Annotated in this window: 12 protein-coding genes; 2 read left to right on the top strand and 10 right to left on the bottom strand. The window is 68.3% G+C overall.

Features of this window, described 5'->3' with window-relative positions:
- Nucleotides 1-127: 127 nt before the first annotated feature.
- Both gabP and DK254_RS13200 read right to left on the bottom strand, forming a co-directional pair.
- The gene (gabP, locus tag DK254_RS13205) at nt 128-1,522 is read right to left on the bottom strand and encodes a GABA permease (RefSeq protein ID WP_109934130.1); all 1,395 of its coding nucleotides are present in this window, start codon (nt 1,520-1,522) and stop codon (nt 128-130) included.
- 261 nt (nt 1,523-1,783) lie between these two features.
- Nucleotides 1,784-3,106 carry an MFS transporter gene (locus DK254_RS13200; protein ID WP_109934129.1) on the bottom strand — a complete coding sequence of 441 codons (1,323 nt, stop codon included), beginning with the start codon at nt 3,104-3,106 and terminating at the stop codon, nt 1,784-1,786.
- A gap of 183 nt (nt 3,107-3,289) precedes the next feature.
- On the opposite strand from DK254_RS13200, the gene DK254_RS13195 reads away from it, so the two are divergent.
- Both DK254_RS13195 and DK254_RS13190 read left to right on the top strand, forming a co-directional pair.
- The gene (locus DK254_RS13195) at nt 3,290-4,183 is read left to right on the top strand and encodes a LysR family transcriptional regulator (protein WP_109934128.1); all 894 of its coding nucleotides are present in this window, start codon (nt 3,290-3,292) and stop codon (nt 4,181-4,183) included.
- An 89-nt stretch (nt 4,184-4,272) separates the two neighbouring features.
- Nucleotides 4,273-5,040 carry a ParA family protein gene (locus DK254_RS13190; protein WP_089389919.1) on the top strand — a complete coding sequence of 256 codons (768 nt, stop codon included), beginning with the start codon at nt 4,273-4,275 and terminating at the stop codon, nt 5,038-5,040.
- A gap of 37 nt (nt 5,041-5,077) precedes the next feature.
- Here DK254_RS13190 and DK254_RS13185 read toward each other — a convergent pair whose 3' ends face one another.
- The 8 genes from DK254_RS13185 to DK254_RS13150 form a co-directional block, all read right to left on the bottom strand.
- Nucleotides 5,078-5,887, bottom strand: a complete 810-nt coding sequence (locus DK254_RS13185) for a universal stress protein (RefSeq protein WP_109934127.1) — start codon at nt 5,885-5,887, stop codon at nt 5,078-5,080.
- 76 nt (nt 5,888-5,963) lie between these two features.
- Nucleotides 5,964-6,407 carry a PaaI family thioesterase gene (locus DK254_RS13180; protein WP_089389921.1) on the bottom strand — a complete coding sequence of 148 codons (444 nt, stop codon included), beginning with the start codon at nt 6,405-6,407 and terminating at the stop codon, nt 5,964-5,966.
- 104 nt (nt 6,408-6,511) lie between these two features.
- Complete coding sequence (gene trxC / locus DK254_RS13175) at nt 6,512-6,946, bottom strand: thioredoxin TrxC (protein WP_089389922.1); 435 nt, start codon at nt 6,944-6,946, stop codon at nt 6,512-6,514.
- Between the two features lie 52 nt (nt 6,947-6,998).
- A complete protein-coding gene (locus tag DK254_RS13170; RefSeq protein WP_109934126.1) occupies nt 6,999-8,276 on the bottom strand; it encodes a bifunctional O-acetylhomoserine aminocarboxypropyltransferase/cysteine synthase in 1,278 nt (425 codons plus the stop codon).
- A gap of 122 nt (nt 8,277-8,398) precedes the next feature.
- Nucleotides 8,399-9,859, bottom strand: a complete 1,461-nt coding sequence (gene selO, locus DK254_RS13165; RefSeq protein ID WP_109934663.1) for a protein adenylyltransferase SelO — start codon at nt 9,857-9,859, stop codon at nt 8,399-8,401.
- Between the two features lie 64 nt (nt 9,860-9,923).
- On the bottom strand, nt 9,924-13,295 hold the full coding sequence (gene mscK, locus DK254_RS13160) for a mechanosensitive channel MscK (protein WP_109934125.1): 3,372 nt from the start codon (nt 13,293-13,295) through the stop codon (nt 9,924-9,926).
- A gap of 92 nt (nt 13,296-13,387) precedes the next feature.
- Nucleotides 13,388-15,130, bottom strand: a complete 1,743-nt coding sequence (locus DK254_RS13155; RefSeq protein WP_109934124.1) for a potassium/proton antiporter — start codon at nt 15,128-15,130, stop codon at nt 13,388-13,390.
- A 415-nt stretch (nt 15,131-15,545) separates the two neighbouring features.
- Nucleotides 15,546-17,363, bottom strand: a complete 1,818-nt coding sequence (locus DK254_RS13150; RefSeq protein WP_109934123.1) for an acyl-CoA dehydrogenase — start codon at nt 17,361-17,363, stop codon at nt 15,546-15,548.
- Nucleotides 17,364-17,496 lie beyond the last annotated feature (133 nt).

Raw genomic sequence — 17,496 nt, 5'->3', positions numbered from 1 at the left:
GAATTGATGGCCTGATGTTCCCCAGAAAAGCCAACGCCCCGAACCAGTCGGGGCGTTGGCTTGGCCTTGCTCTCAGCGTGTTTTCACACAGTCTGCATTGGCGGGGCTTTTTCATGGGCGCGATGGCTCAGGCGGCGTCGGCGACGATACCGGCGGCGCGCTGGGCCTTGCGGCGGTTCGACACCAGCAGGCCGGAGCACACCACCACTATGGTCAGCAGGGCGGTGGCGACCACCTCCATGCGGTGGTCCGGGCGGATCATCATGATGATCAGCGCGGCGCCGATGAACAGGATCACCGCCCAGGTCAGCCAGGGGAACAGCCACATCTTCAGCGTCAGCTGGTGGCCCTGGGCGAGCAGCTTCTTGCGCATGTTCAGCTGCGAGATGGCGATCACCAGGTACACCAGCAGGGCGATGGCGCCGGAGCTGGCCAGCAGGAAGTTGAACACTTCGGCTGGGGCCAGGTAGTTGGCGAAGGTGCACAGGAAGGCCATGGCGGTGGACAGCAGCACGGCGTACACCGGGGTGCGGCTGGCGCTGGTCACCTGGGCGATGCGCGGGGCGTCGCCGCGCTTGCTCAGCGAGTACATCATCCGCGAGGCGGTGTAGAGCGCCGAGTTCAGGCAGCTGGTCACCGAGACCAGGACGATGATGTCGACGATCAGCTTGGCGTAGGGCACGTGCAGCTGGTCCAGCACGGTCTGGTAGGAGCCCATGCTCACCAGGCGCGGGTCGTTCCACGGCACCAGGCAGACCACGATCAGGATCGACAGCAGGTAGAACAGGGCGATACGCCAGATCACCGAGTTGGTGGCGCGGGTGATCTGCTGCGCCGGGTCCTTGGACTCGGTGGCGGCGATGGTGACGATCTCCGAGCCCATGAACGAGAACATGGTGGTCAGCAGGGCGGCCAGCACGGCGCCCCAGCCCTTGGGAATGAAGCCGCCTTCGGCATACAGGTGGCTGATGCCGCTGACCTCGGTGTTCAGCGAGAAGCCGAAGATGGCCGCGCAGCCCAGGACCAGGAAGGCGATGATCGAGCCGACCTTGATCAGCGCCAGCCAGAACTCGAACTCGCCGTAGTTCTTCACGCTGAACAGGTTGGTCACGGTCAGTGCCGAGGTGATCACGAAGGCCAGCACCCAGACCGGCGCTCCGGGGAACCAGGCGTGGATGATGGCCGCGGCGGCGTTGGCCTCCAGCGGGATCACCAGCACCCAGAACCACCAGTACAGCCAGCCGATGGTGAAACCGGCCCAGTGGCCGATGGCGCGGTCGGCATAGGTGGAGAAGGAGCCGCTGTCCGGCTGCGCGACGGCCATTTCGGCCAGCATGCGCATGACCAGGACCACCAGCAGGCCGGCGACCAGGTAGGAGACCATGACGCCCGGGCCGGCTTCGGCGATGGCGTGGCCGGAGCCGACGAAGAGGCCGGCGCCGATGGCCCCGGCGATGGACAGCATGGTGACGTGGCGGTTCTTCAGGCCCTGGGCCAGACCGGCGGATGGGGTACTGCTCATGCGTTACCTACAGCGAGAAAAGGAAGGAAATGCGTCCTGCGCAGCCGAAGCCGTTTTGATAATCCAACGAGGTGTTCCTTTTCCTGAACGCAAGATGTGCGCCATATTTTGTTACGACCTTGGTCGTAGGCGCGAAATTTCTGGGTAGAAGCGCCACGACGCCCCAGGCTAGGGGCGTTGTGTTCACGGGCATGTCATATCTGGAGGCGACACTGGCATATCCGTCGCCGACAGTCTTTCAATCAGGTGTGTAGAAAATACTCAATTGTGCGAAGTGCTCAAGGCGGGAAGGGTGCGCGGTAACACTGCCAGGCGCGCCAGGTGCAGGGCCACCAGCACGGCGACCGCCAGCAGCGCGGCGATGAACAGGCCCACGCCGGTCCAGCCGAAGTGGTGCCAGAACACCCCGCCGGTGGTACCGGCCACGCTGGAGCCCAGGTAGTAGCTGAACAGGTACAGCGACGAGGCCTGGCCCTTGGCCTTCAGCGCGCGGCGGCCGATCCAGCTGCTGGCCACCGAGTGCGCGGCGAAGAAGCCGAAGGTGAACAGCAGCATGCCCGCGACTATCAGCGGCAGCGCCGGCAGCAGGGTCAGCAGCAGGCCGCTGAGCATCAGCACTATCACCGCCCAGAGCACCTTGCGCCGGCCCAGGCGGTCGGCCAGCGAGCCGACCCAGGCGGAGCTGTAGATGCCCACCAGGTACACCAGCGAGAGTACGCCGACCACGGCCTGGCTCAGGTGGTAGGGGTCGGCCAGCAGGCGGTAGCCGATGTAGTTGAACAGGGTGACGAAGGCGCCCATCAGCAGGAAGCCCTCGAGGAACAGCCAGGGCAGGCCGGCATCGCGCAGGTGCGAGGCGAAGCCGTCGGCCAGTTGCCGGAGGTTCAGCGGCGTGGGGCGGAAGTTGCGCGATTCCGGGAGGATGCGCCAGAACACCACGGCGGCGAGCAGCGCCAGGCCGCCGAGGATGGCGATGGCGGCGTGCCAGGACACGAAGTCCACCAGCACCCCGGTGATCAGCCGGCCGCTCATGCCGCCGATGGCGTTGCCGCCGATGTACAGGCCCATGGACAGGCCGATGTGCTGCGGGTGGATTTCCTCGCTCAGGTAGGTCATGCCCACCGCGGCCAGGCCGCTGAGCGACAGGCCGACCAGCGCGCGCATGGCCAGCACCCCGTGCCAGGTGGGCATCACCGCGCTGGCCAGGGTGAAGAGGGCGGCGAAGGCCAGCGAGGCGACCATGATCGGCTTGCGCCCGATGGCGTCGGAAATCGGCCCGGTGATCAGCAGGCCGAGGGCCATCATGATGGTCGCGATGGACAGCACCAGGCTGCTCTGGGCGGCGGACAGGGCGAAGGTCTGCGACAGCACCGGCATCATCGGCTGCACGCAGTAGAGCAGGGCGAAGGTGGCGAAGCCGCCGGAGAACAGCGCCAGCGAGGTGCGCATGAAGGCCGGGGTGCCTTTCTCGATGTAGCTCTCGATGTCGTTCACGGCGCCGGCCAGCGCCTGGTTGGCCGCTTCGGCGGCCTGCAGCAAGGCGGGTTCGGAATCCGACGAAGCCCGCACGGCAGAGTGACTCACAACTCACCTCGATTCTGGGAAGGGGTGCGCCTCGCGGCGAGCGAAAGCGGCCCGCGCAGCCAGGCTGGCAGAAAGTGGAAAGTCGTTGTTGGGCTTATGTGACAAGGATAGGGAAGGGCTTTTATTATTTCCAATATATTGATCGACACGTTTGATATGTAATTCGAATCATTGAGGTGCCCCATGGAGCTGCGCCACCTGCGTTACTTCATCGCCGTCGCCGAAGAACTGCATTTCGGCCGCGCCGCCGAGGCCCTGGGTATCTCCCAGCCGCCGCTGAGCCAGCAGATCCAGGCGCTGGAGGAGGAGATAGGCGCGCGCCTGCTGGAGCGCACCAACCGCCGGGTGGCGCTGACCGAGGCGGGCCGCCTGTTCCTCGACGAAGCCCGCCAGGTGCTCGCCCAGGTCGACCGCGCGGTGCTGCTGGCGCGCCGTGCGCACCAGGGCGAACTGGGCGAGCTGCGCATCGGCTTCACCGCCTCGGCGCCCTTCACCTCGGCCATCCCGCGCAGCATCCACGCCTTCCGCCAGGCCTACCCCGAGGTGCACCTGGACCTGCAGGAGATGAGCAGCCGGCAGATCGTCGAGGCGCTGCAGGAAGAGCGCCTGCAGGTCGGGGTGATCCGCTCCTTCCAGCTGCCGGCCTCGCTGGAGGCGGTGGAGCTGTTCAGCGAGCCGCTGGTGGCGGTGCTGCGCGCCGACCACCCGCTGGCCCGCGAATCGCTGGAAGGCCTGGCGCTGGCGGCGCTGGCCGACGAGCCCTTCGTGTTCTTCCCGCGCAGCTACGGCACCGGCCTCTACGACCAGTTGCAGGCGCTGGCGCGGCAGGCCGGCTTCACCCCGCGCATCAGCCAGGAGGCCGGCGAGGCCATGACCATCATCGGCCTGGTGGCGGCGGGCCTGGGCGTGTCCATGCTACCCGGCTCGTTCCGCCGCACGCGGGTGGACGGGGTGGTCTACCGCACCCTGCTGGACCCCGGCGCGACCAGTTCGGTGTGGCTGGTGCGGCGGCGCAGCGAAAGCTCGCCGGCGGCGCTCGCCTTCATCGAGCTGGTCACCCGCGGCGCGGCGGCCTAGCCGCCGCCGGGCGGCATGCGCAAGTGCTCGCCCTCGTCATGGGCATTGCATAGAATCCGGTGTCACTTGAACGGCTTGGAGGGGTGCTCATGCGTCGCGTGGTTTTCAATCAGAAGGGCGGGGTCGGCAAGTCGAGCATTGCCTGCAACCTGGCCGCCGTGAGCGCCGCCGAGGGCTACCGCACGCTGCTGGTGGACCTGGACGCCCAGGGCAACTCCACCCACTACCTCACCGGCCTGACCGGTGAGGACGTGCCCATGGGCATCGCCGACTTCTTCAAGCAGACGCTGGCCAGCGGCCCCTTCGCCCGCAAGGGCAAGGTGGACATCTACGAGACGCCGTTCGACAACCTCCACGTGGTCACCGCCACCGCCGAGCTGGCCGACCTGCAGCCCAAGCTCGAGGCCAAGCACAAGATCAACAAGCTGCGCAAACTGCTCGACGAGCTGGCCGAGGACTACGACCGCATCTACCTGGACACCCCGCCGGCGCTGAACTTCTACACCGTTTCCGCGCTGATCGCCGCCGACCGCTGCCTGATCCCCTTCGACTGCGACAGCTTCTCCCGCCAGGCGCTGTACGGCCTGCTGCGCGAGATCGAGGAGCTGAAGGAAGACCACAACGAGGACCTGGAGGTGGAAGGCATAGTGGTCAACCAGTTCCAGCCGCGCGCCAGCCTGCCGCAGCAACTGCTCGACGAACTGGTGGAAGAGGAAATGCCGGTGCTGCCCGTCTACCTGATGAGCTCAGTGAAAATGCGCGAATCCCACCAGGCCTGCACTCCCCTGATCTACCTCGACCCCCGCCACAAACTGACGCAACAGTTCGTCGAACTGCACGGCCTCCTCGAAGCCTGACACCTACCACCTACCGCCTGCCGCCTGAAGCCGCTCTTCAAGCACTGACCAGCAAATCGCAAGGCGGCCGGCGCAGGTAGTAGCGCGCCGTGCTGCCCAGCAGGGCCTGCTGCAGCGCGCCGCGGCCGCGGCTGCCTAGCACCAGCAGCTGCGGCTGCCAGTCGGCGAGGCTGTGGTCCAGCGCTTCGCGAACCCCCATCGAACTCACCCGGCACTCCAGCTGCGGTAGCGGGCCGCCCACCTGCTGGCCCTCGTCGTGCATCAGTTGCTCCAGCAGTTCGCGCTGCTCGTCCAGGCGCTCGCGCAGCCGTGCGGGGTCGTTGCCGGCGTCGTAGGCATGCAGGGCCAGCAGTTCGCCGCCCGGTGCCAGCCAGGCGCAGGCGCTGCGCCAGGCGTGGCAGGCGCCGACGGAGAAGTCCAGGGCGCTGAGCGCCCGCCGGTAGGGGCGTAGCTGCGCGTCGGCCACCAGCAGCGCGGGTACCCGGCTGCAGCGCAGGATCTGCTCCAGGGTGGTGCCGTCGAAACGTTCCACCAGCGCCTGGCGGTGGGTGCCGGTGACCAGCAGGTCCGCCTGCAGCTCCTCCGCCGTGGCGGCTATCACGCTGGCCGGGCGGCCCTCGGCGACCAGCGGCTGGTAATCCGCCAGGCCAGCGCTGCGGGCGCTGTCCTGCAGCGCGGCGACGGCGCTCTGCCGGGCCTTGGCCAGCAGCGGTGCGCCCAGGGGTTGTTCGATGACGTGCAGCAGGCTGACGCGGGCGCCGTGTTCGGCGGCCAGTTGCGCGGCGCGACGCACGGCGACGTCGGCTTCGACGCTGAGATCGTGGGCGACCAGGATGTGCTTGGGCATGGTGGGATCCTCCGGCGGTCCCACCACTCTGGCCCAGCTGCGCGCGCCCATGTTGACGCAGCGCAAGGGCCGCGGATCAACGGCTGCGCAGCTGATAGACGGCGCGGCTCTCGGCCACTACCTCGCCGTGGATGTCCTTGAGTTGCAGTTCCAGCACGTACTCGGCCTTGCCGTTGAGCGTGGCTTCCTCGGCGATGCGCTGGAGCTCGGCCTCGTCCAGGCGCGCCTCCACCCGCACGTCGCTGGCCGCCGGGCGGCGGAAGCGCAGGCCGGCTTCCTTGACGATGGGGTAGAAGCGGTGGCTGTCGAAGCTGGTCAGGGTGATGACGCCGCCGGGCAGCTCGGCGAGGGTGAAGAGCGCGCCGGCGTACATGTTGCCCAGGTGGTTCTCGTTGCCGTGCAGCGGCATGCACAGGCGCACGTGGCCGCGTTCGAGGATTTCGGCCTTGAGTCCGCAGCGCTTGACGAAGGCGATGTGCTCTTCGGTCATCTGGCGGACGAATTCGACGGGAAAGGACATCGGGCGGCTCCGTTTCTTGTGTTGTTCAGGCAAGCCTAGCCGCCCTGCCGTGGCGGGCAATGACCGCTTCGCTCAGGCGCGCTGACCGAAGCGGTCGCGGTGCCTCACAGGCCCTGCCGGGCCAGCCAGTCGAGCAGTTGCGGCAGCGGCAGGGCGCCGCTCTGGCGCGCCACTTCGCGGCCGCCCTTGAACAGGATCAGGCTGGGGATGGAACGGATGCCCAGCTGACCGGCCAGGCGCTGGTTGGCCTCGCTGTCCAGCTTGGCCAGGCGGCAGCGCCCGGCCAGGCGCGCGGCGGCCTGCTCGAAGGTCGGCGCGAAGGCCTTGCACGGCCCGCACCAGTCGGCCCAGACGTCCAGCAGCAGCGGCAGGTCGCCCTTGAGCTGGGCGGCGAAGCCGGCCTCGTCGACGGCGAAGGGCTTGCCCGGCAGCACATCGCCCTTGCAGCGGCCGCAGCGCGGGTGGTCGCCCAGGCGCGCGGCCGGCAGGCGGTTGAGCCCGCCGCAATGCGGGCAGGGAATCAGCAGGGGGTCGGACATGGCGCGGCTCCAGCGGGTGATTTCCCCAATCTGGAGCCGCGCCCGGCGGATATCAAGCCGCGGCGGCGGCCAGGGCCTGTTCGAGGTCGGCGATGATGTCGTCGCTGTGCTCGATGCCGATGGACAGCCGCACCATGTCCTGGCTCACTCCGGCGCGGGCCAGTTCCTCGGCGTTGAGCTGGCGGTGGGTGGTGCTGGCCGGGTGGCAGGCCAGGGACTTGGCGTCGCCGATGTTGACCAGGCGCACCACCAGCTTCAGCGCGTCGATGAAGCGCGCGCCGGCCTCGGCGCCGCCCTGGATGCCGAAGGACAGGATCGAGGCCGGCTTGCCGTCCAGGTAGCGCCTGGCCAGGGCGTGCTCGGGGTGCTCCGGCAGGCCAGCGTACTTCACCCAGGCCACCTGCGGGTGCTGCTCCAGGTAGTGGGCGACCTTCAGGGCGTTCTCGCAGTGGCGCTCCATGCGCAGGGCGAGGGTCTCCAGGCCCTGGAGGATGAGGAAGGCGTTGAACGGTGACAGCGCCGCGCCGGTGTTGCGCAGCGGCACCACGCGGCAGCGGCCGATGAACGCGGCCGGGCCGAAGGCCTCGGTGTAGGTCACGCCGTGGTAGGACGGGTCCGGGGTATTGAGCAGCGGGAAGCGGTCCTTGTGCTGCGCCCAGGGGAACTTGCCGGAGTCGACCACGATGCCGCCGATGCTGGTGCCGTGGCCGCCGATGTACTTGGTCAGCGAGTGCACCACGATGTCCGCGCCGTGCTCGAAGGGGCGGCAGAGGATGGGCGTGGCCACGGTGTTGTCGACGATCAGCGGCACGCCGTGGCGGTGCGCGGCGTCGGCCAGGGCCTGGAGGTCGACGATGTTGCCCGCCGGGTTGCCGATGGACTCGCAGAACACCGCCTTGGTGCGCTCGTCGATCAGCGCTTCCAGGGCGGCCACGTCGTCGTGGGGGGCGAAGCGCGTCTGGATGCCGAAGCGCGGCAGGGTGTGGGCCAGCAGGTTGTAGGTGCCGCCGTAGAGCTTGGCCACCGAGACGATGTTGTCGCCGGCCTCGGCCAGGGTCTGGATGGCATAGGTGATGGCGGCCATGCCCGAGGCCACGGCCAGCGCGCCCACGCCGCCTTCCAGGGCGGCGACGCGCTGCTCCAGCACGTCGTTGGTGGGGTTCATGATGCGCGTGTAGATGTTGCCGGCCACCTTGAGGTCGAACAGGTCGGCGCCGTGCTGGGTGTCGTCGAAGGCGTAGGAGGTGGTCTGGTAGATCGGCACGGCCACCGCCTTGGTGGTCGGGTCGGGGCTGTAGCCGGCGTGGATGGCCAGGGTTTCCAGTTTCATCGTGCGTGCATCCTTGGTGGGCAGAAAGGCCCGAGGATGCGAGCGGCCCCGCCCGCGGTCAATGACCCGGAGCAATGCCCGGCGGGCGCCGCTAGATCGCTTTTCGCTGAGCTTATAACCGCTCAGGAGGAGCAGCTGATCTCCAGGTGGCGGCCCCAGTCCGGCGGGCGGCGGGTGAAGGCCTCGCGCCCGGGCTGTTCCTCGAAGGGCCGGCTGAGGGTTTCGTGCAGCTCGCGCACCACCGAGTAGTCGCCCTGTTCGGCGGCGGCGATGGCTTCCTGGGCCAGGTAGTTGCGCAGCACGTACAGCGGGTTCACCGCGTGCATGCGGGCGCGGCGTTCATCCTGGCTGCCGCCCTCGCGTTCGGCGCGGGCGCGGTAGTCGGCGGCCCAGGCGTCGAAGCCGGCGAGGTCGACGAAGTCCTCGCGGACCACCGCCAGCGACGCCTCCGGCGCCTGCTCGCCGAGCCGGCGGAAGAACAGGCTGTAGTCCACCGCGCCGCTCTGCATGGCCTGCAGCAGGTTCTGCACCAGCTCCAGGTCGCCGTCTTCCGCCGTGGTGAAGCCCAGGCGGCGGCGCATCAGGTCCAGGTAGTGGGCCTGGTACAGCGGCAGGAACAGGCCGAGGGCCTCGCGCAGCTCGTCCACCTCGACGAAAGGCGTCAGCGCCTGGGCCAGGGCCGCCAGGTTCCAGTGGGCGATGGGCACCTGGTTGTTGAAGCTGTAGCGCCCGGCGTCGTCGGAGTGGTTGCAGATGTGCCTGGCGTCGAAGTCGTCGAGGAAGGCGTAGGGGCCGTAGTCGAAGGTGATGCCGAGGATCGACATGTTGTCGGTGTTCATCACCCCGTGGCAGAAGCCGTAGGCCTGCCAGTGGGCGATGAGTCCGGCGTTGCTTTCCACCACTTCGCGGAAGAACGCGGCATAGGGCCGCTCCTGCGCCAGGCAGTCGGGGAAGTGGTTGGCCAGGACGAACTCGCCCAGTTCCTTCAGCTTGTCGTGCTGCTGGGTGTAGTAGAAGTACTCGAAGTGGCCGAAGCGCACGTGGCTGGGGGCCAGGCGCAGCAGCATGGCGGCGCTTTCCTTCTGCTCGCGCCACACCGGGGTGGCCGAGCCGGTGACGCAGAGCGCGCGGCTGGTGGGGATGCCCAGGGCGTGCAGGTATTCGCTGGCGAGGAATTCGCGGATGGAGCTGCGCAGCACTGCGCGGCCGTCGCCCATGCGCGAGTAGGGCGTCTGCCCGGCGCCTTTCAGGTGCAGGTCCCAGTGCTCGCCGGCGTCGTTGACCACCTCGCCCAGCAGCAGGCCGCGGCCGTCGCCCAGGCGCGGGTTGTAGGCGCCGAACTGGTGGCCGGAGTAGACCATGGCCCGCGGCTCGGCTTCGGACCAAAGCTTGTGCCCGGAGAAGATTTCGGCGAACACCGGCTCCCCGGCCACCGCCGGGTCGAGATCGAGCAGCGCCATCGCAGCAGGGCTGGCCACCACCAGGCGCGGTTCGGCGATGGGGTCGGGGAGGACTTCGGTGGAGAAGGCGTCGCCCAGGCGGGCGAAGCGGTTGTCGAAGGTCAGTTCGTCGAGCTTTTTCACAGTCACAAGGCGGGCTCCGGTAAGTCCGAGCATTGTGCTCGGACTTGTCCGGAGCCGTCCAGACTCAGGGCTTGCTGCCGGGCGGCAGCGGCGGCTCCTGGTCCTTCACCGGCGCCCCGGGCAGCGCCAGGGGCAGCTGGGTGACGTTCTGCGCCAGGTGGATTTCCTTGCCCTCGCCGTTCTTGACGAACACGTCCAGTTGGTTGAAGGCCATGTCCACGCCGTGCTCGCGGAAGCTCAGGGCGATGGCGGTGAGCAGTTCGTCCACCGCCGGGTTGCGGTCGCCCAGCTCGCGCACGTGGAAGCGCAGCTCGTAGTCGAAGGTGCTGGCACTGATGGCCAGGAAGTACAGCGATGGCGCCGGGTCGGTGAGCACCCTCGGGTTGGCCCGCGCGGCCTCGAGCATGAGCTTGCGCGCCAGGGCCAGGTCGCTCTCGTAGGCCAGGCCGATCTTGATGGTCACGCGGGTCACGGTGTCGCTCAGCGACCAGTTGATCAGCTGCCCGGTGATGAACGTCTGGTTGGGGACGATGATTTCCTTGCGGTCGAAGTCGGTGATGGTGGTGGCGCGGATGCGGATGCGGCTGACGGTGCCGGACAGGTTGCCGATGGTCACGGTGTCGCCGATGCGCACCGGGCGCTCGAAGAGGATGATCAGGCCGGAGACGAAGTTGGAGAAGATCGCCTGCAGGCCGAAGCCCAGGCCCACCGAGAGGGCCGCCACCAGCCACTGCAGCTTGTCCCAGCTCACCCCCAGGGTGGACAGCGCGCTGACGATGCCGACGCCGCTGATGGCGTAGGACAGCAGGGTTGTGATGGCGTAGGCGCTGCCCTGGGCCAGGGTCAGGCGCTGCAGCACCAGCACTTCCAGCAGGCCCGGCAGGTTGCGCGCCAGGGCCATGGTCACCGCGGCGATGACCAGCGCCATGAGCACGTCGCCGAGGCTGATCGGCAGGTTGGTGGCGCTGTCGCCGGTGCCGCCGGTGTACTGGTAGAGGGTGACGTTGTCCAGGTAGGCGGCGACGCTGATCAGGTCGGCCCACACCCAGTACAGCGCCACCACGAAGCCGATCAGCAGGCCCAGGCGGATCAGGCGCAGGGACTGCTCGTTGATCTGCTCGATGCCCAGGGTCGGTTCTTCCGCGGTCTCGCCGCCGTCGACGCCTTCCTTCGGTGGGTTCTGACGCTTGGCCTGGGCGCGCTGGTAGGCCAGGCGCCGCGCCGCCACGCTGAGGCCGCGGACGAAGGTGGCCTCGATCACCACCCAGACCATCAGCAGGAACAGGGTGTCGATCAGCCGGTCGCTCAGGCGCAGAGCGGTGTAGTAGTAGCCAAAGCAGACGGCGACGAAGAGCAGCACAGGTAGCGCGGTGAAGAGCGCGCCGACGATCATCTTCACCGCCGACGGCCGGCTGGTGCTGGGGCTGGCGAAGAGCATGCGCGCCATCAGCCAGGTCATCACCGCGAAGCCGGTGAGCACCACGGCGATGCCGATCACGTCATCGGCCAGGCTGCCGGGCTGGCGCTCGGCCACGGTGACCACCGCGGCCAGGGCCATGACCACCACGCCGAGGCGGCGGATCAGCTTGCTGCTGAAGCGCACCTGGGCCTGGCTCCAGTGGAAGTGCCGCTCGGCGATGCCGCCGGGGCTGAGGATGCGGTGCGCGGTGTAGAACACCAGCCAGACCTCGGCCATCTGCAGCAGCGCGGCGCCCAGGGTGGCGTTCTGCCCGCGGGCGTCGAGCATCAGGGCCAGGCCGGCGATGGCCAGGGTCAGTGTCCCGGGCAGTGCCAGCAGTACCGCCAGCAGCAGGGCCAGCGGGGTGTGCGCCTGGCTGTCGCGCTTGAAGTGGCCGATGTCGTCGTTGATCGAGGCGAGCTTGTCGTAGAGGTAGCGGCGCTTCCACAGCAGCCCGGCGATCAGCAGCAGCAGCGGCAGGAACAGCAGCGGGCGGTCCACCAGGCCCTCGCCCACCTCCACCACCGCCGAGCCCCAGGGCACCTCGGAGAGCTGGTGCTGCAGCAGCACCGGGGTCATCTTGAACCAGGACAGGTCCAGCGGGCGGTTGCTGGGGATCCAGAACATCTGCTCGTCGAGGGTGGCGCGCAGGTTGTCGCTGGTGTCCTTGAGCTGCTTCTGGTTCAGCTGCAGGGTGATGGCCTCGTTGAGCACCGCGTTGAGCTCGTGGTTGAGGCGCTCCATCAGCTCGCCGCGGGTGTCCACCAGGTTCGCCAGGTCCTTGCGCAGCTGCACGGTGACGGCTTCCTGGGGCTGCTGGGCGAGCAGGTTGTCGATGTACAGCTGCGGGTTGGCCAGTTCGTCGCGCTTCTGGTTCAGCTCGAACTGGTACAGGCGCAGGTCGGCGATCTCGTCGGCCAGCTCCTGGTCGGTCTTGATCTTCGGCAGCGACTGCTTCTGCTGGTAGAGCACCTTGGACAGCAGCAGGCTGCCGCGCAGCACGTTGATCTGCTGGTCGAGGGTCTGGTCGAGCTGGGTCAGGCTGTCCAGGTGCTGCTTGGCCTCGAGGTTGCGGCGGGTCAGCTCGTTGAGGCGGTCGGTGGTGCGCAGCAGGTAGTCGGACAGGCGCAGGTTCTCGGCGCTCTCCTGGCTCAGCAGGCTGTCGCTGCCGGTGCCCTGGCTGCCGTCGCGGGCCAGTTCGGCGACGGTCTTCTCCGACTGCTCGCGGCGCATGCCGCTGATCATGGTCTGCAGTTCGAGGGTCTCGCGCTCGGCGCGGGCCACCTGTTCGCCGAGCAGGTCCTGCTGGCTGCTGGCCAGGTCCTGCAGCAGGTTGTTGCCGGCCAGCTGCTGGCGCAGCAGCTGGATCTGCGCGTTGAGCGCGGCCTGTTCGGCGAGCAGCTCGTTGCGCCGCTCGGGGGCCAGCGCCTTGCCGGTCTCCTTGCTGGCCTTGAGGATGTTGCCGATCTCCAGCAGGCGCGACTGGGCGCTGCTGATATCGGACTGGGCGCGTTCCGGGCGGGTCTGCGCGGTGATGTACTGGCTCTTCGCGTCGGTCAGCTGCTTCTGCCAGTCGGCCAGCTGGGTGGAGCGGTCGTTGAGCAGCATTTCCAGGCGGCTGACGTTCTCACCGGCGTAGCGCTGGGCCGCCGGCTTCTCGCTGCTGCCCTTCAGGCGCGCCAGGCTGCGCTGGTTCTCCAGGATCTGCCGGGGCGCGTCGGCCAGGCTGGCCTTGAGCTCGGCCAACTGCTTCTCGCTGTCGTCGCGGGCGCCGAGCAGCTTGAGGGTGCGCTCCAGGCTGGCCTTGGTGACCTTGGCATCGGCGTCGGCGAGCTTGCGATCGGCCAGGCCGTCGAGGCTCTGCTGGACGGCGTCGGCGGACGGTGGCTGGTTGGTGTCCTCGGCGTGCACGGGGAGCACGGCGAGGCAGCCGCCGAGCAGGACGGCGGCGAGCAGGTTGCGCAGCGGGAATGGCATGGTCGCGGGCGGCTATCGATAAGTTGCAGTGAGGGTAGGTGTGCCCGGCGGCGCCAGCAAGAGGGAGCGGCGCCGCCAGGCGTTCGGCAGGTTCAGAGGAACAGCCCGGGGCCCGGGCGACCTTCGGGGAATTTGACCCCCACCTTGCGGATCTTGTTCCCGTCCAGGGCGGCCACGGTCCAGGTCAGGCCGTTCCACTCCACCTGGTCGCCGATGATCGCCTGGCCGCCGATCTGCTGGGCGATGAAGCGGCCGAGGTTCTGCTCGCCGTCGACGCCGTCGAGCTTGAGGCCGTAGAGCGAGGCCACCGCGGAGAGCTGGGCGTCGCCCTCCAGCACGAAGTCGCCGAAGAAGCGCGCGCCCAGACCGCGGTCCGGGGCCTGGCTGAACAGCTTGCCGAGGGCCGACAGGTCGTGCTCGTGGCCGATCACGCAGAGGATGTCGTCGGCCTCGAGGATGGTGCTGCCGGAGGGGTGCAGCAGCTGGGTGCCGCGGAACAGCGCGGCGATGCGGGTGCCCTCGGGCATCTTCAACTCGCGCAGGGCCGCGCCTATGCACCACTTTTCCTTGCTCAGGTGGTAGACGAACAGCTCCCATTCGCTGGTCGGGTGCACTTCCAGGCCGGCGCGGGAGATCGGCGCCGGGTCCGGCGGCACCACCACGCGCAGCAGCTTGGCCGCCCAGGGCAGGCTGGTGCCCTGCACCAGCAGCGAGATCAGCACGATGAAGAAGGCCACGTTGAAGAACAGCTGGGCATTGGGCAGGCCGGCCATCAGCGGGAACACCGCGAGGATGATCGGCACCGCGCCGCGCAGGCCGACCCAGGCGATGAAGGCCTTCTCGCGGCCATGGAAGGCGCGGAACGGCGCCAGGCCCACCAGCACCGACAGCGGCCGGGCGAAGAGGATCATCCACAGCGCCAGGCCCAGGGCCGGCAGGGCGATGGGCCAGAGGTCATGGGGCGTGACCAGCAGGCCGAGGACCAGGAACATGCCGATCTGCGCCAGCCAGGCCATGCCGTCGAGCATGTGCAGGATGCCGTGGCGCGAGCGGATCGGCTGGTTGCCCAGCACCAGGCCGCACAGGTAGATGGCCAGGATGCCGCTGCCGTGCACGGCGTTGGCCAGGGCGAAGATCAGCAGGCCGCCGCTGATCGCCAGTAGCGGGTAGAGGCCGCTGGCCAGCTGCATGCGGTTGATCACCTGCAGCAGCAGCCAGCCGCCGCCCAGGCCGAGCACGGCGCCGATGCCGAACTCGCGCAGGAAGTGGGCGAAGAAGCTCCAGCTCAGCTCGCTCTGGCCGTGGGCGAGCATGTCGATCAGGGTGACGGTGAGGAACACCGCCATGGGGTCGTTGCTGCCCGACTCGATCTCCAGGCTGGCGGTGACCCGCTCGTTCAGGCCCTTGCCGCCGAGCAGCGAGAACACCGCCGCGGCGTCGGTGGAGCCGACGATGGCGCCGATCAGCAGGCCCTCCATCCAGCTCAGCTTGAACAGCCAGGCGGCGGCCACGCCGGTGAGCCCGGCGGTGATCAGCACCCCCACCGTGGCCAGCGACAGCGCCGGCCAGAGCGCCACGCGGAAGCTCGCCACGCGGGTGCGCAGGCCGCCGTCGAGGAGGATCACCGCCAGCGCCAGGTTGCCCACCAGGTAGGCCATGGGGTAGTTGGAGAAGCCGATGCCGCCGGGCCCGTCGGTGCCGGCGACCATGCCCACGGCGAGGAAGATGACCAGGATCGGGATGCCCAGGCGCGAGGACAGCGAGCTGACCAGGATGCTCATGCCCACCAGCACCGCACCGACCAGGAAATAGGTGTTGATCGAGACGGCATCCAAGGTGTCGGAGCTCCTGGCGGGGCGAGGGGGAGTGGCGGCGCTGACGGAACGGATGCAGGCCGCATGCCAAGGGATTCTAACCTGCGGATTTGCAAGGCTGTCAAAGGCTAATTGCGGCGTCTTTCAGCGAGCTTTCAGGGGGCCTTTCACCGATGCCGGATCCCCCTGTAGGAGCGAGCTTGCTCGCGAACCGCCGAAGGTTCCAGGATGACACCTGGCTTCCCGCGCATGCCGATCGGCCCCCTCTCCCTTCAGGGAGAGGGTTGGGGAGAGGGGCGGAGCCCAACCCGGCACACCGTTGCAACCGGGATACTCCGTTCGCGAGCAAGCTCGCTCCTACGAAAGGCAGCCTGTCGCCAGGGTTTGGCCCATAAAAAAGCCCCGGACGTGACCGGGGCCCGAAGGTACATGGGGACTAGAACCAGGCGTCCCGCATGCTCGAACAGGTATCGTCGCGGGCCTCCAGCAGGGCCAGCTCGTGGTGGCAGGACGGTACTTCCCAGGTCAGGAAGTAGCGCGCGGCCTGCAGCTTGCCGCGGTAGAAGTCCTCGTCGGCGGCGTTGCTCACGCCGTTATGGATCGATGCCAGGCCTTCCTCGGCGCGGATCGCCTGTTCCAGCCAGCGCCAGCCGATGATGGTGTGGCCGAACACCTTCAGGTACAGCGCCGAGTTGGCCAGGCCCTGGGCCACCTTGCCCTGCATCAGGTCGCCGAGCAGCGCCAGGGTCACCTCCGACAGGCGCGCCAGCAGTTGTTCCAGCGGCTGGCGCAGGGTGTCCAGCGACGGGTACGCCCGGGCGCGCTCGCAGGCCTGGTGGATCAGGCGGGTCAGCTGCTTGAGGCCCGCGCCGCCGTTCTGCGCCAGCTTGCGGCCCAGCAGGTCCAGCGACTGGATGCCGTGGGTGCCCTCGTGGATGGGGTTGAGGCGGTTGTCGCGGTAGTACTGCTCCACCGGGTATTCGCGAGTGTAGCCGTGGCCGCCGAGGATCTGGATGGCCAGTTCGTTGGCCTTCAGGCAGAACTCCGAGGGCCAGGACTTGACGATCGGGGTGAGCAGGTCGAGCAGCTCGTGGGCCTGCTTGCGCGCATCCTCGGTGGGCAGCGTCTCGCAGTCGTCCACCAGGCGCGCGGCGTACAGGCCGAGGTCGAAGGCGCCCTCGACGTAGGCCTTCTGCGTCAGCAGCATGCGCTTGACGTCGGCGTGCCCGATGATCGACACCTGCGCCGAGGTCGGGTCCTTGGCGTCCACCGGGCGGCCCTGGGGGCGCTCGCGGGCGTATTCCAGGGAGTACAGGTAGCCGGCGTAGCCGAGCATGATGGCGCCCATGCCGACGCCGATGCGCGCCTCGTTCATCATCTGGAACATGTAGGCCAGGCCGTGGTGCGGCTTGCCCACCAGGTAGCCGACGCAGTCGCCGTTGTCGCCGAAGTTCAGCGCGGTGGAGGTGGTGCCGCGCCAGCCCATCTTGTGGAACAGCCCGGCCAGGGCCACGTCGTTGCGCTTGCCGAGGCTGCCGTCCGGGTTCACCAGGAACTTGGGCACGATGAACAGCGAGATGCCCTTCACTCCGGGCGGCGCATCCGGCAGCTTGGCCAGCACCATGTGGACTATGTTTTCCGAAAGCGGGTGGTCGCCGCCGGAGATGAAGATCTTGTTGCCCTTGATCCGGTAGCTGCCGTCGGCATGGGGTTCGGCGCGGGTGCGGATGTCGGCCAGGGAGGAGCCGGCGTGGGGCTCGGTCAGGGCCATGGTGCCGAAGAAGCGGCCTTCGATCATCGGCTGCAGGAACAGGCGCTTCTGCTCGTCGTTGCCGAAGGACTCGATCAGGTGGCTGGAGCCCATGCTCAGCATCGGGTAGGACGAGGTGGCGATGTTGGCCGACTGGAAGTGCGCGAAGCAGGCCCGCGAGAGCAGGTGGGGCAATTGCATGCCACCCTGTTCGAAGCTGCGCGAGGCATTCTGGAAGCCGGCTTCGTTGAAGGCGTCCACCGCCGGCTTGACCTCGGGGATCAGCACCGCGGCGCCGTCCACGTACTGCGGCTCGTGCTCGTCGTTCTTGCGGTTGTGCGGGGCGAAGAGTTCCTCGGCGATGCCGCGGGCGGTGGCCAGGGCGGCGTCGAAGGTCTCGCGGTTGTGCTCGGCGAAACGTTCGCGTTGGGTCAGGGCCTCGGCGTCGAGCACTTCGTAGAGCTCGAAGGCGAGGTTGCGGGAGCTGAGCAGGGTCTCGGACATGGTCGGCCTCCAGGGGAATGGCCGCAGTCTAGTCTGGTGAATGAAGCGGGCACAGCAACATCGACGAGCGTGATAAAGGCCTAAAACAATGCCGGTGCAGCTAAACTGCACGCCCCCAAGGAGTCTGCCGTCC

The organism is Pseudomonas sp. RW407, assembly GCF_003176655.1.
Classification (GTDB): Bacteria; Pseudomonadota; Gammaproteobacteria; order Pseudomonadales; family Pseudomonadaceae; genus Pseudomonas; species Pseudomonas delhiensis.
This window is presented reverse-complemented; position numbering and strand designations above follow the sequence as displayed.